Raw genomic sequence first — 12,502 nt, forward strand, 5'->3', positions numbered from 1 at the left:
ACAAGTCATCCGTTTCTCCCTCCCCGGAACGGGGAGGGAGAATGCTGGTACGCCCTCAGACCGGATCCGTCGGCTTGGGTTCGACCGGGGCCGGGGCGGCCTGGGCTTGGACCGGCTCCTCCGGGAGGGGGATGAACTCCAGATCGTCCTCGCTCGGGAGTTTCATCCGACCGGCCTTCCAGTCAGCCTTGGCCTGGTCGATGCGGGCCTGGCTGGAGGCGACGAAATTCCACCAGATCAGGCGTTCGCCCACCGGCTCACCCCCCAGGACCATGACGCTGGCCTGGGTCAGGGCCTTGACCGTCGGCTCGGCCGTCGGCTCCAGCACGATCATCTGGCCTTCGTGGAAGGTGCGGTCGCCGACCTCGATCGAGCCCTTGGCCACGAATATGGCGCGCTCGCTCATGCCGCCGGCGCCCTTTCCCGGAGGCGGAGCGGTGCGGACGCCGGGCTGAAGCTCCCAGTGCACATAGAAGAGGGGCGAGGACACCGGCGCGCTCGCCTTGGCGCCATAGGCTTCTCCGGCCACCAGACGCGCGAACAGGCCGCCGTTCTCATAGGAAGGCTGGGCGTCCTCGCCCAGATGATGAAAGGAGGGGTCGATTTCCTCGGCCTCGTCGGGCAGGGCGACCCAGGCCTGCATGCCGTGCATCGGCCCGCCGCGGCTCTTCTTCAGTGGATCGGTGCGCTCGGAATGGACGATGCCCTTGCCGGCCGTCATCCAGTTCACCTCGCCGGGGCGGATGGGCTGGTTATAGCCGAGATTGTCGTGGTGCAGGATCTCGCCCTCGAACAGATAGGTGAGGGTCGACAGGCCGATGTGCGGATGCGGCCGCACGTCGATGGCGTCCGACCCCGGCGCGAACTCGGCCGGACCCATCTGATCCAGAAAGATGAAGGGCCCGACCATCCGGCGCGAATGGAAGGGCAGGACGCGGCCGACCTCGAACCCGCCCAGGTCCTTACGGCGCGCGTCGATCACCAGTTCGATCATGTTCGGCATCCCCTCGGCGGAAGACGCCGCCGAACGGTCTTATCCGACGTGAGGGGTCACTATGCCAAGAGGCAGGGCGGTCACATTCTTCACGCCGCGGGTGACGATATGGCTCTCGCAGTCTGAGACGATGCCCAGGGCCAGCAGCTTTTCGCGCAGGAACTTGTCGAAGGCGTGCATGTCGGAGGTGATGATTCGCAGCACATAGTCCTCGCGGCCCGTGATGGTGGCGCACTGGACCACTTCCGGCCATTTGGCGACCGCCGCCTCGAAGATGTCGAGGTTCTCGGCCGAGGGCAGCATCAGTTTGACGATGGCGTAGACCTCGAAATCCAGGCCCAGCAGCTTGGCGTTCAGCAGGGTGACGCGCTTGGTGATCAGGCCGGAATCTTCCAGCCGTTTGATGCGCCGCCAGCAGGGCGAGGCCGACAAGCCGACCCGATCCGCCACTTCGGCGACCGACAGTCCGGCGTCTTGTTGCAGGATATCCAGGATCCGGGCGTCGATGGGGTCGAGTTCGTCCGCCAATGCGTTTCTCCGATTGTGGTTATGGCGCAATAAAATACCCTAAATAGGGATTTTGCAAGGTCAATTTGAGCGAGCGCCTGCTTAGGGGCCGTGTTATCACACGTCCAGAGGAAACACGGACGCATCCTCCGAACGGAACCGGACGCCCGCATGAACGACAAAATGAGCCAAAAGAACAGTCGCCCCCTTTCTTTGCGCGTGCCTGAACCCTCGGGTCGGCCGGGAGACACGCCGGATTTCAGCCATCTGACGATGGACCCCGCCGGAGCCGTGGATCGGCCGGAGGTTTCGACGGCGCCCTATGAGATGCGCGATCACGCCTTTCGACTGATCCGGGTGCTGGACGAGGATGGAAACGCCGTCGGGCCGTGGCATCCGCGCCTGGACCCCGAGACACTTCGTCGCGGCTTGAAGGCCATGATCCTGACCCGCGCCTTCGACGACCGGATGCACCGCGCCCACCGTCAGGGCAAGACCAGCTTCTATATGAAGTGCACCGGCGAGGAGGCCATCGCAGTCGCCCAAGGCATGATCCTGAGCCGCGAGGACATGGGCTTTCCCACCTATCGCCAGCAGGGGCTGCTGATCGCGCGCGGCTATCCGCTGACGGCGATGATGAACCAGATCTATTCCAATGCGGCGGACCCGATCAAAGGCCGCCAGCTGCCGATCATGTATTCGGCCAAGGACTACGGCTTCTTCACCATCAGCGGCAATCTGGGCACCCAGGTCCCCCAGGCGGTCGGCTGGGCCATGGCCAGCGCCTACAAGGGCGACGACAAGATCGCCATCAGCTGGATCGGCGACGGCGCCACGGCCGAGGGCGACTTCCACAACGCCCTGACCTTCGCCAGCGTCTATCGCGCCCCGGTCATCCTGAACATCGTCAACAACCAGTGGGCCATCAGCTCCTTCCAGGGCATCGCCGGCGGGCTGGAGACCACCTTCGCCTCCAAGGCCATCGGCTACGGCCTGCCGGCCCTGCGGGTGGACGGCAACGACTTTCTTGCGGTGTGGGCCGCGACCCAGTGGGCCGAGGAGCGCGCCCGCTCGAACCAGGGCGCGACGGTGATCGAACTGTTCACCTATCGCGGCGCCCCGCATTCGACCTCGGACGACCCCAGCCGCTATCGCCCCGGCGACGAGCACGAGAAATGGCCGCTGGGCGATCCGATCGAGCGGCTGCGCCAGCATCTGACGCTGATCGGCGAATGGGATGACGAGCGCCACATGGCGGCGCTCAAGGAGGCGGTCGAACAGGTTCGCGCCGCCGGCAAGGAGTCCGAGGCCATCGGCACCCTGGGCCAGTCGCGTCCCAGCGTGAAGACCATGTTCGAGGAGGTCTATGCGACCGAGGACTGGCGCCTGGTCGAACAGCGTCGCGAGGTGGGGGTCTGATCATGAGCGAGCAAACCACCTTTATCGAAGCGGATCGTACTGACGGAGTCGAACCGGACATGGTCGATCAGAACGCCGCTCCCGCTTCGGAAGCGACCGGCGCCGGCGTCGTTCCGATGAACATGATCCAGGCCCTGAACTCGGCCCTGGACGTCAAGATGGCCGAGGATCCGAACGTCCTGTCGTTCGGCGAGGACGCCGGCTATTTCGGCGGGGTCTTCCGCGTCACCGACAAGCTGCAGCAGAAGCACGGCCTGACCCGCAGCTTCGACGCCCCGATCAGCGAATGCGGCATCGTCGCCGCCGCCATCGGCATGGGCGCCTATGGCCTGCGCCCGGTCGTCGAGATCCAGTTCGCCGACTACATCTATCCGGCCTATGACCAGATCGTCTCCGAAGCGGCCAAGATGCGCTATCGCTCGGGCGGTCAGTTCACCAGCCCGATTACGATTCGCAGCCCCTACGGCGGCGGCATCTTCGGCGGTCAGACCCACAGCCAGTCGCCGGAAAGCCTGTTCACCCATATCGCGGGGCTGAAGGTCGTCATTCCGTCCAACCCCTATGACGCCAAGGGCCTGTTGATCGCCGCCGTCGAGGATGACGACCCGGTCGTCTTCTTCGAGCCGAAACGTCTGTACAACGGCCCGTTCGACGGCTGGCACGAGAAGCCGGTCTCGCCGTGGAAGGCGCAAGAATTGGCGCAGGTTCCGACGGGCAAATATGTCGAGCCGATCGGCAAGGCGCGCGTGATGCGCGAAGGAAACGACGTCACCATCCTGGCCTATGGCACAATGGTCTGGGTGGCGCTGGCGGGAGCCGAACACGCCGGCGTGGACGCCGAGGTGATCGACCTGCGCTCGCTCGTGCCGCTGGACATCGAGGCCATCGAGGCCAGCGTGAAAAAGACCGGCCGATGCGTCATCGTGCACGAGGCGCCCAAGACCTCGGGCTTCGGCGGCGAACTGTCGGCCCTGGTTCAGGAGCGCTGCTTCTATCACCTGGAGGCGCCCATCGCCCGCGTCACCGGCTGGGACACGCCCTATCCCCATGCTTTCGAATGGGAATATTTCCCCGGACCGCAACGGGTTTCAGACGCCGTGAAGAGCGTCATGTCGGGAGGTCGTTAAGATGGGTCGTTTCGTCTTCAAACTGCCCGACGTGGGCGAAGGCACCGCCGAGGCCGAACTGGTCGGCTGGCACGTCAAGGTCGGGGACACGGTCGCTGAGGACCAGATCGTCGCCGATGTCATGACCGACAAGGCCACCGTCGAGATCACCGCCCCGGTCAGCGGCAAGGTCGTTGCCCTGCACGGCGAACCCGGCGCCATGGTGCCGGTGCGCGGGCCCTTGGTCGAGTTCGAGGTCGAGGGAGCGGGGAATGCGGAAGAGAGCCCCTCCGTCTCTCCGCTGCGCTCCGAGCCACCTCCCCCCGCTTCGCGCGGGGAGGAGACAGTAGCGGCATCGTCTCCTCCCCACGCCAGTGGGGAGGGGGACCGCGCGAAGCGTGGTGGAGGGGCTCTTGACGCCCCCCAGGCCTCCACCGGCAACTATGTCTTCAAACTGCCCGACGTCGGCGAAGGCACGGCCGAGGCCGAGCTGGTCGGCTGGCATGTCCAGGTCGGGGATGCGGTCGAGGAAGACCAGATCCTGGCCGACGTCATGACCGACAAGGCCACGGTCGAGATCACCTCGCCGGTCGCCGGAACGGTCGTCGCCCTGTACGGCGAGGCGGGCAAGGCCGTGCCGGTCGGCGGGCCGCTGGTGGCCTTCGATGTGGCCGGGGCCGGCAATGTCGCCAAGAGCCCCGTTCAGGCCCCCTCCGTCGCCTCCGGCGCTGCTTCCCCCAAGGGGGGAGGATCGACGCCGGCAGCCCCACCAAAATCTCCCCCCCCTGGGGGGAGCACCCGCGCAGCGGGGGAGGGGGGCAAACCGGCCCCCGCCCTGACCGGCCGGGCCCCCGGCGAACGCCCCCTGGCCTCGCCCGCCGTGCGCAACCGCGCGCGCGACCTGGGCGTCGATCTGACCTTCGTGCCCGGCTCCGGCCCGGCCGGACGGATCACCCACGAGGATCTGGACGGCTTCATCGCCCGCGGCGGCCAGGTTCCGACGTCCGCCGCTCCGGCCGGCGGCTCGCCCTTCGCCCGCGCCGAAGGGACCACCGAGGTCAAGATCATCGGCCTGCGCCGCAAGATCGCGGAGAAGATGGCCGAGAGCGTGCGCCGCATTCCGCACATCACCTATGTCGAGGAAATCGACATGACGGCGCTGGAGGAGCTGCGGGCCCATCTGAACGCGACCAAGGCGAAGGATCAGCCCAAGCTGAACCTGCTGCCCTTCATCGCCCGCGCCATCGTGGTGGCCCTGCGCGATCAGCCGCAGATCAACGCCCATTATGACGACGAGGCGGGCGTCCTGATCCAGCACGCCCCGGTCCATCTGGGCATCGCCGCCCAGACGCCGAACGGCCTGATGGTGCCTGTGGTCCGCCACGCCGAGGCGCGCGACGCCTGGGATACGGCGCTGGAGATCGCCCGCGTCTCGGGCGCGGCCAAGGACGGTTCGGCCAAGCGTGAGGAGCTGTCGGGCTCGACCATCACCATCACCTCCCTGGGAACCCTGGGCGGGGTGGTCCACACCCCGATCATCAACCACCCCGAGGTCGCCATCGTCGGCCCTAACAAGATCGCCGAACGGGTCGTGGTCCGCGACGGCCAGATGGTGGTGCGCAAGATGATGAACCTGTCGTCGTCGTTCGATCACCGGATCGTGGATGGGCATGATGCGGCGGTGTTCGTGCAGCGGATCAAGGGCCTGCTGGAGCAGCCCGCGACCTTGTGGATGGGGTGAAGTGATGCTCCGGCTCACCGGCGCCTTAGCCTTGGCAACTGTGATGATGGGCGGCCCAGTTTTGGCCTGCTCGCTGGCGCTTGGGGACCAGGTCGAAGTCCGAGCTCGCGACCTTCGCGCCGTGACCGGCGTCTACGAAGCGAGGATCGAAAACACGGCTTGGCTAGATCAATACGGGAACAACGTCGACTTCACAGTAAGGCCGACCTTGGCTGTCTGGGGACCAGTATCGCCGCGATCTTTCCGTCTGTCATACAGAGCGGGAGCCTGCACGAATTGGCTTTTTCTCATGGATGACGAAGGTGAGCCGCGGAATGGCTCGAGGGTATTGGTTTTCGCGAGCCCTGAAGCCGAAACGGACAAGACTTGGCTCTACATCGTGAAGGCTGACGCCGAATATATCGAAAGCTTTATGAGCGACTGGCGTGCGGCAATAGCTGGCCAGCCTCTACCGGGACCCAAATGACCCAGACCCTGAAGACCAAAGTCCTGATCATCGGCGCGGGCACGGGAGGCTATGTCGCCGGCATCCGTTGCGGCCAACTGGGCCTCGACACCGTGCTGGTGGACGGCGGCGATGGGCTGGGCGGGACCTGCCTGAACGTCGGCTGTATTCCGTCCAAGGCCATCATCCATGCGGCGGGCAAGTTCGAGACCGTGGCCAAGGCGGCCGGGGGCGGGACCCTGGGCATCACGGCGGCCAAGCCGGCGATCGACCTGAAACAGACGGTCGCGTGGAAGGACGGCATCGTCCGTAAGCTGAACGCCGGGGTCGCGGCCCTGCTGAAGAAGGCCAAGGTCAAGGTGATCAAGGGCTGGGCGGCCTTCGAGGACGCCAAGACCTGCATGGTGAAGACGGAAGACGGCGACATCCGCATCACCGCCGAACACGTCATTCTGGCGACGGGATCGGAGCCTGTCGAACTGCCCTTCCTGCCGTTCGGCGGCGACGTCATCTCCTCGACCGAGGCGCTGAGCCTGTCGGATGTCCCGAAGAAGCTGGTCGTCGTCGGCGGCGGCTATATCGGGCTGGAGTTGGGCATCGCCTATCGGAAGCTGGGCGCCGAAGTCGCCATCGTCGAAATGGCCGACCGGATCCTGCCCCTGTATGACAAGGCCCTGACCGATCCGGTCGCCAAATGGCTGGAGAAGCACGGGGTCGAGCTTCATCTGGGCGCGCGGGCCGGCGGCTTCGGCGACGGAAAACTGTCGATCACGACCAAGGACGGCGAGCCGCTGCAGCTGGAGGCCGACAAGGTGCTGGTCACGGTCGGCCGTCGTCCGCGCACCCAGGGCTGGGGTCTGGAGAATATGGGCGTGGCCATGGCCGGTCCGTTCGTGAAGATCGACAACCGCTGCGCCACCAGCATGAAGAACGTCTGGGCCGTCGGCGACCTGACGGGCGAACCGATGCTGGCGCACAAGGGTTCGGCCCAGGGCGAGGTGGTCGCCGAGATCATCGCCGGCCACGACCGGGTGTTCGATCCCACGACGATCGCCGCCGTCTGTTTCACCGAGCCGGAGATTGTTTCGGCGGGTCTGGGTCCCAGCGATGTCGAGGGCCGCGACGATGTGATCACCGCCGTCTTCCCCTTCGCCGCCATCGGCCGGGCCCTGGCCATCGAGGCCGGCGAGGACGGCGGCTTCGTGCGAGTGATCGCCTCCAAGGCCGACCACCGGCTGCTGGGGATCCAGGCCGTGGGCCAGCATGTGTCGGAACTGTCCAACAGCTTCGCCCAGATGCTGGAGATGGGGGGGGTGCTGGAAGACGTGGCCGGGACCATTCACGTCCACCCGACCCTGGGCGAAGCCTTCCACGAGGCGTCCCTGCGGGCCCTGGGCCACGCGATCCATATCTGACCTCGACCTGGAGCGGCCCTACAGCCGCTCCAGCCGCCTGGCGTGGTTCGCCACCATCTTCAGGGCCAGACCGTCGGGCAGGACGCGCGCCAGGCCCGCCATGACATTGTTCATGACGCCGGGCGTCACGCTGGCCCGGTTCGCCTCGCAGGCGTCGTAGCCGATCTGCGCCACGCGGCCGGCGTCCATCCACATCCAGGCCGGATAGGCGCGCGACACCTGATCGCGAGACCCATTGACGTCGTGGAACTCGGTCAGGGTGTAGCCGGGGTTCAGCACCGTCACATGGACCCCCGTCCCTAGGGTCTCCAGATGCAGGCCCTGGGAGGCCTTGATCAGGAAGCTCTTGATCGGACCATACAGGGTGTCGCCGCCCGTCGCCGGCATCTGGCCCGCCAGCGAGGCGACGTTCAGCACCCGGCCGAAGCCCCGCCCGACCATGCCGGGCAGGACCAGGCGAGACAGCTCCACCGGCGCGGTCAGCATGACCTGGATCATGGCCCGGTGGGCGGCGAGGTCGGTGTCGAGAAAACCGGTGACGCGGCTGAAGCCCGCATTGTTGACGAGGCCGTCAACCGTCAGGCCCCGCGCCGCGACGGCGGCGATCAATCGTTGCGGGGCCGTTGGATCGGACAGATCCTCGGGGATCACGGTCGCGGTCACCCCATGGGCGGCGGTCAGTTCATCGGCCTGGGTCTGCAGCGGCCCCTCGCGTCGCGCGGTCAGGATCAGGTTCCAGCCCTTGGCCGCATAGGTCCGGGCCAGGGCGGCGCCGATGCCAGCCGAGGCGCCGGTGATCAGGACCGTTCGGCTCATCGGGGCGTCAAGCCGCGACAGGGCAGGACTTGTGCGGCGTAAAGGCCGCCAGGGACGTAGGATTTTCCGCCAGCAGATCGGCGATGGTGATCTTGGACAGGGCCTCGGTCGCGGCCTCGTCGGCGGCGGTCAGGGCCTTGGCCACCTGGCGCGGGATATGTTCGCTGATCGGGCAGCCCTTGGCGCCGGACGGTGGGGAGCCGATGTGGGCGCAACCGTTGACGGCCTTCAACACCTCGTCCAGCCGGATGTCCTGCGGCTGGCGCAGCAGCCAGGAGCCGCCGGTCGCGCCGGGGCGGGTGGCGATCAGACCGGCCTTGGCCAGCAGGGCCGTGACCCGGCGCACCACAACAGGATTGGTCGGTATGGAGGAGGCCAGAACGCCGCTGGGCGCCGCCCGATCAGGCGAAAACGCCCCCTTGTGGGCCATATAGGCCAGGGCGTGGGCGGCGACGGGGAAGCGCTGGCTGTCTGACATGATCGTGTTCCTGAAGGGAAAATAGGCGCTCGCGCGCCGAATCACAAATCTCCGCCTGTCCGGAGAAACCGAATCCCGCGCGCCGCGATTGAAGCGGACGCGGAATGAGCCTAAAGGCTCGCCGCTTTGAAGGGCTCGACCTGTCGTCGACGACCCGGAGGATACGCATGGCCGGGGACACTCCCCACGACGCGGGCGCTCTCCCCGCCGCGTCGAACCCGCCGAACAAGTCCACCCACGCCACGGGACCCGAGTCCCAAGCTCCAGCAGGCCAGATCGCCAAACACGGCGGCTTCTGGGCCCTGACGGTCGGCGCGATCGGCGTGGTGTTCGGCGACATCGGCACCAGCCCGCTCTACGCCCTGCGCGAGGCGATCGACCATGCCCGGTCGGGCGTGGGCGGCGACCTGGCCGTGGTCGGCGTGGTCTCCCTGGCCTTCTGGGCCCTGATGGTGGTGGTGACGTTCAAATACGTCTTCTTCCTGATGCGGGCCGACAACAAGGGCGAAGGCGGCACCCTGTCCCTGATGGCCCTGGCCCAGCACGCGGTCGGACGGCGCAGCGCCTGGATCTTCATCCTGGGCGTCTGCGGCGCGGCCCTCTTCTATGGCGACGGCATCATCACCCCGGCCATTTCGGTGCTGTCGGCCGTCGAGGGCCTTCAGGACGCGCCGGGCCTGGCTGGACGTCTGGATCCCTTCATCGTGCCGATCTCCGCCGGGATTCTGGTGGCCCTGTTCATGGCCCAGTCGGGCGGCACCGCCAGCCTGGCCAAATATTTCGGCCCGATCACCGCCGTCTGGTTCCTCAGCCTCGGCGGGCTGGGTCTTTATCACATCTTCGACGACGTCAGCATTTTGCGGGCCCTGTCGCCCCACTACGGCGTCATGCTGCTGATCAATGACGGCTTCCTGGGTTTCGTCATCCTGGGCAGCGTCTTCCTGGCCGTGACCGGCGCCGAGGCCCTGTATGCGGACATGGGCCATTTCGGAAAGGCGCCGATCCGCATGGGATGGCTGGCCTTCGTCCTGCCCTGCCTGACCCTGAACTATCTGGGCCAGGGCGCCCTGATCCTGGACAATCCGGCCGCGTCGGAGAACCCCTTCTGGAACATGGTGCCGGAGATGGCCTATTGGCCGATGCTGATCCTGGCCACCGCCGCCACCGTCATCGCCTCCCAGGCCGTGATCACCGGAGCCTTCTCGGTCACCCAGCAGGCGGTGCAGCTGGGCCTGCTGCCCCGGATCGACATTCGCAACACCTCCGAAACCCAGGCGGGCCAGATCTTCGTGCCGGCGGTCAACACCTTCCTGATGATCGGGGTCCTGCTGCTGCTGGTGGTCTTCCAGAGCTCGCACAATCTGACCGCCGCCTATGGTGTGGCCGTCACCGGGACCATGCTGGTCAACACCCTGATGAGCTATTCGGTGATCACCAAGGGCTGGAAATGGCCGATGTGGGCGGTCGCCGGAACCCTGATCCCCTTCGCCTTCATCGACAGCGTCTTCCTGACCTCCAACCTGCTGAAGATTCCCGACGGCGCCTGGATGCCTCTGGTTCTGGGGGCGATGCTGGTCCTGATCATGTGGACCTGGGTGCGCGGCACTCAGATACTGACGACCAAGACCCGCAAGGATAGCCTGCCTCTGACCGACCTGATCGAGATGCTTCAGGCCCGGCCGCCGCACCGCGCGCCCGGCACGGCCATCTTCCTGACCAGCGATCCCGACGTCGCCCCGGTCGCCCTGATGCACAATCTCAAGCACAACAAGGTCCTGCACGAGAAGAACGTCATCCTGACCGTGCGCACCTCCGAGCGGCCCCGCGTCAAGGAGGCGGATCGGGTGCGGATGGAGCCGATCAATGACGACTTCAAGAAGCTGACCATCACCTATGGCTTCATGGAGACGCCGAACGTGCCGCGCGCCCTGGGTCTGTGCCGCAAACAGGGACTGAAGTTCGACATCATGTCGACCAGCTTCTTCCTGGGCCGCCGGTCGCTTATCCCGTCGGCGCGCCAGGGCATGCCCCTGTGGCAGGACCGGCTGTTCATCTTCCTGATGCGCAACGCCGCCAATCCGACCGACTTCTTCCACATCCCGCCCGGCCGCGTGGTCGAGCTGGGCGCCCAGGTGGCGGTTTGAGGCCGGGCGCCCGGCCGGGCCAGAACTCCGAGGCGCGGGGCCGCCGGATGGCGACCAAGGGCAGGCCGCGTCCAGCTTCTGCGTCGGAAGCCTCGTCTGAAACCCCGCACCAGGACGATATCGGGGTGGAGGCCCGCCTCGTCGCCGGCCTGTTGCTGAACGCGGCGCTGGAGCGACGCAACGGACTGGACGAGGCCCTGGCCCAGCCGCCCGCCCGCGCCCTGGCGCCGGTCGATCGCGCCTTCGCCCGCGCCGTGGCCATGGCGGCGCTCCGTCGCCTGGGCGAGATCGACCAGATACTGGATCGCCGCCTGCAGAAGTCTCCGCCCGAGGCCGTCCGCACCCTGATGCGCATCGCCCTGGCTCAGACCCTGGTGCTGGAGACCCCGGCCTTCGCCGCCGTCTCCACGGCCGTGAAACTGGCCGAGCGGGACCCCAAGACCCGGCCGTACAAGAACCTGGTCAACGCCGTGCTGCGCGGGGTGGGGCGCGACGGCCCCGGCCTGACCACGGCCGAGAGCAATCTGCCCGACTGGATCGCCGCCCGCTGGCGTGCGACCTATGGCGAGGCGGCCCTGACCGGCCTGGCCCTGGCCGCGCGCGAGGAGCCGCCGACCGATCTCAGCCTCAAGCCCGGCGTCGATCCCGCCGCCGTCGCTCAGGCGGTTGAGGGCGAGGTTCTGGACGGGGGTACGGTCCGCACCGGCCGGCGCGGCGATGTCGCCACCTGGCCCGGCTTCGAGACCGGCGATTGGTGGGTTCAGGACGCCGCCGCCGCCGTCCCCGGCCGCCTGCTGGACGTCAAGCCCGGCGAGACCGCCCTGGATATGTGCGCCGCCCCCGGCGGCAAGACCCTGCAACTGGCCGCCGCCGGCGCTTCGGTGGTCGCCCTGGACCGGTCGGCCCCGCGCCTGAAACGTCTGACCCAGAACCTGGAGCGCACCGGCCTCGCCGCCGAGGTGGTCGCCGTCCCGGCCGAGGACTGGGAGGACGACCGCACATTCGACGCCGTGCTGCTGGACGCCCCCTGCACGGCCACCGGCACCTTCCGCCGCAATCCGGAAGTCCTGCGCGCCACCAAGCCGGCCGAGGTCGCCAAACTGGCCGACGTCCAGCACCGGCTGCTCGACGCCGCCGCCGAACGGGTCAAGGCGGGCGGCCGTCTGGTCTATTGCACCTGTTCGCTGGAGCGCGAGGAGGGCGAGACCCAGGTGATCGCCTTCCTGCGCCGCAACCCCGGTTTCCGCACGGTTCCGGCCGACCCCGCCGCCGTCGGCGCCCCGGCCGAGGCCCTGACGCCGGAAGGCTGGCTGCGCATTCTGCCGTCCCAATGGGCCGAACGCGGCGGCCTGGACGGCTTCTTCGCCGCACGGCTGGAGCGGATTTCCTGACGGTCGGCGGCTTGCCCCCGTGGGCAAGCCGTCCTATCCGAGGGGC

General features: G+C 67.3%; 10 protein-coding genes. 6 read left to right on the forward strand and 4 right to left on the reverse strand.

Annotated features, from left to right (window positions below; all coding sequences use genetic code 11):
- Positions 1 to 55 precede the first annotated feature (55 nt).
- Both BSP_RS03270 and BSP_RS03275 read right to left on the reverse strand, forming a co-directional pair.
- The gene (locus tag BSP_RS03270; protein WP_152949284.1) at positions 56 to 994 is read right to left on the reverse strand and encodes a pirin family protein; all 939 of its coding nucleotides are present in this window, start codon (positions 992 to 994) and stop codon (positions 56 to 58) included.
- 39 nt (positions 995 to 1,033) lie between these two features.
- Positions 1,034 to 1,522, reverse strand: a complete 489-nt coding sequence (locus tag BSP_RS03275; protein WP_054764449.1) for an Lrp/AsnC family transcriptional regulator — start codon at positions 1,520 to 1,522, stop codon at positions 1,034 to 1,036.
- A 162-nt stretch (positions 1,523 to 1,684) separates the two neighbouring features.
- Here BSP_RS03275 and BSP_RS03280 point away from each other — a divergent pair, with 162 nt between their 5' ends.
- The 4 genes from BSP_RS03280 (at position 1,685) to lpdA (ending at position 7,627) form a co-directional block, all read left to right on the forward strand.
- Positions 1,685 to 2,920 carry a 3-methyl-2-oxobutanoate dehydrogenase (2-methylpropanoyl-transferring) subunit alpha gene (locus BSP_RS03280; RefSeq protein WP_227976027.1) on the forward strand — a complete coding sequence of 412 codons (1,236 nt, stop codon included), beginning with the start codon at positions 1,685 to 1,687 and terminating at the stop codon, positions 2,918 to 2,920.
- A gap of 59 nt (positions 2,921 to 2,979) precedes the next feature.
- On the forward strand, positions 2,980 to 4,047 hold the full coding sequence (locus BSP_RS03285; protein WP_082382758.1) for an alpha-ketoacid dehydrogenase subunit beta: 1,068 nt from the start codon (positions 2,980 to 2,982) through the stop codon (positions 4,045 to 4,047).
- Between the two features lies 1 nt (position 4,048).
- Entirely contained in the window at positions 4,049 to 5,767 is a 1,719-nt protein-coding gene (locus BSP_RS03290) for a 2-oxo acid dehydrogenase subunit E2 (RefSeq protein WP_152949286.1), read from the forward strand.
- A 462-nt stretch (positions 5,768 to 6,229) separates the two neighbouring features.
- The gene (lpdA, locus tag BSP_RS03300; protein WP_152949288.1) at positions 6,230 to 7,627 is read left to right on the forward strand and encodes a dihydrolipoyl dehydrogenase; all 1,398 of its coding nucleotides are present in this window, start codon (positions 6,230 to 6,232) and stop codon (positions 7,625 to 7,627) included.
- A gap of 18 nt (positions 7,628 to 7,645) precedes the next feature.
- On the opposite strand, the gene BSP_RS03305 is transcribed toward lpdA, so the two are convergent.
- Positions 7,646 to 8,443: an SDR family oxidoreductase gene (locus BSP_RS03305; RefSeq protein ID WP_152949289.1), complete on the reverse strand. Its 798-nt coding sequence runs from the start codon at positions 8,441 to 8,443 to the stop codon at positions 7,646 to 7,648.
- A gap of 7 nt (positions 8,444 to 8,450) precedes the next feature.
- On the reverse strand, positions 8,451 to 8,921 hold the full coding sequence (locus BSP_RS03310; protein ID WP_152949290.1) for an Rrf2 family transcriptional regulator: 471 nt from the start codon (positions 8,919 to 8,921) through the stop codon (positions 8,451 to 8,453).
- A gap of 167 nt (positions 8,922 to 9,088) precedes the next feature.
- Between BSP_RS03310 and BSP_RS03315 the strand changes: the two genes are divergently transcribed.
- Both BSP_RS03315 and BSP_RS03320 read left to right on the forward strand, forming a co-directional pair.
- Positions 9,089 to 11,065 carry a potassium transporter Kup gene (locus tag BSP_RS03315; RefSeq protein ID WP_054764453.1) on the forward strand — a complete coding sequence of 659 codons (1,977 nt, stop codon included), beginning with the start codon at positions 9,089 to 9,091 and terminating at the stop codon, positions 11,063 to 11,065.
- A gap of 47 nt (positions 11,066 to 11,112) precedes the next feature.
- Complete coding sequence (locus tag BSP_RS03320) at positions 11,113 to 12,456, forward strand: RsmB/NOP family class I SAM-dependent RNA methyltransferase (RefSeq protein ID WP_152949291.1); 1,344 nt, start codon at positions 11,113 to 11,115, stop codon at positions 12,454 to 12,456.
- The last annotated feature ends 46 nt before the right edge of the window (positions 12,457 to 12,502 follow it).

It is taken from the genome of Brevundimonas sp. Bb-A, from assembly GCF_009394735.1.
Lineage (GTDB): Bacteria > Pseudomonadota > Alphaproteobacteria > Caulobacterales > Caulobacteraceae > Brevundimonas > Brevundimonas aurantiaca.

Bases quoted from the DNA above. Each gene is read 5' to 3' on its own strand.
- BSP_RS03320 (WP_152949291.1), top strand. From the start codon at position 11,113: ATGGCGACCAAGGGCAGGCCGCGTCCAGCTTCTGCGTCGGAAGCCTCG.
- BSP_RS03280 (WP_227976027.1), top strand. From the start codon at position 1,685: ATGAGCCAAAAGAACAGTCGCCCCCTTTCTTTGCGCGTGCCTGAACCC.
- BSP_RS03305 (WP_152949289.1), bottom strand. From the start codon at position 8,443: ATGAGCCGAACGGTCCTGATCACCGGCGCCTCGGCTGGCATCGGCGCC.
- BSP_RS03310 (WP_152949290.1), bottom strand. From the start codon at position 8,921: ATGTCAGACAGCCAGCGCTTCCCCGTCGCCGCCCACGCCCTGGCCTAT.
- BSP_RS03290 (WP_152949286.1), top strand. From the start codon at position 4,049: ATGGGTCGTTTCGTCTTCAAACTGCCCGACGTGGGCGAAGGCACCGCC.
- BSP_RS03270 (WP_152949284.1), bottom strand. From the start codon at position 994: ATGATCGAACTGGTGATCGACGCGCGCCGTAAGGACCTGGGCGGGTTC.
- BSP_RS03285 (WP_082382758.1), top strand. From the start codon at position 2,980: ATGGTCGATCAGAACGCCGCTCCCGCTTCGGAAGCGACCGGCGCCGGC.
- lpdA (WP_152949288.1), top strand. From the start codon at position 6,230: ATGACCCAGACCCTGAAGACCAAAGTCCTGATCATCGGCGCGGGCACG.
- BSP_RS03315 (WP_054764453.1), top strand. From the start codon at position 9,089: ATGGCCGGGGACACTCCCCACGACGCGGGCGCTCTCCCCGCCGCGTCG.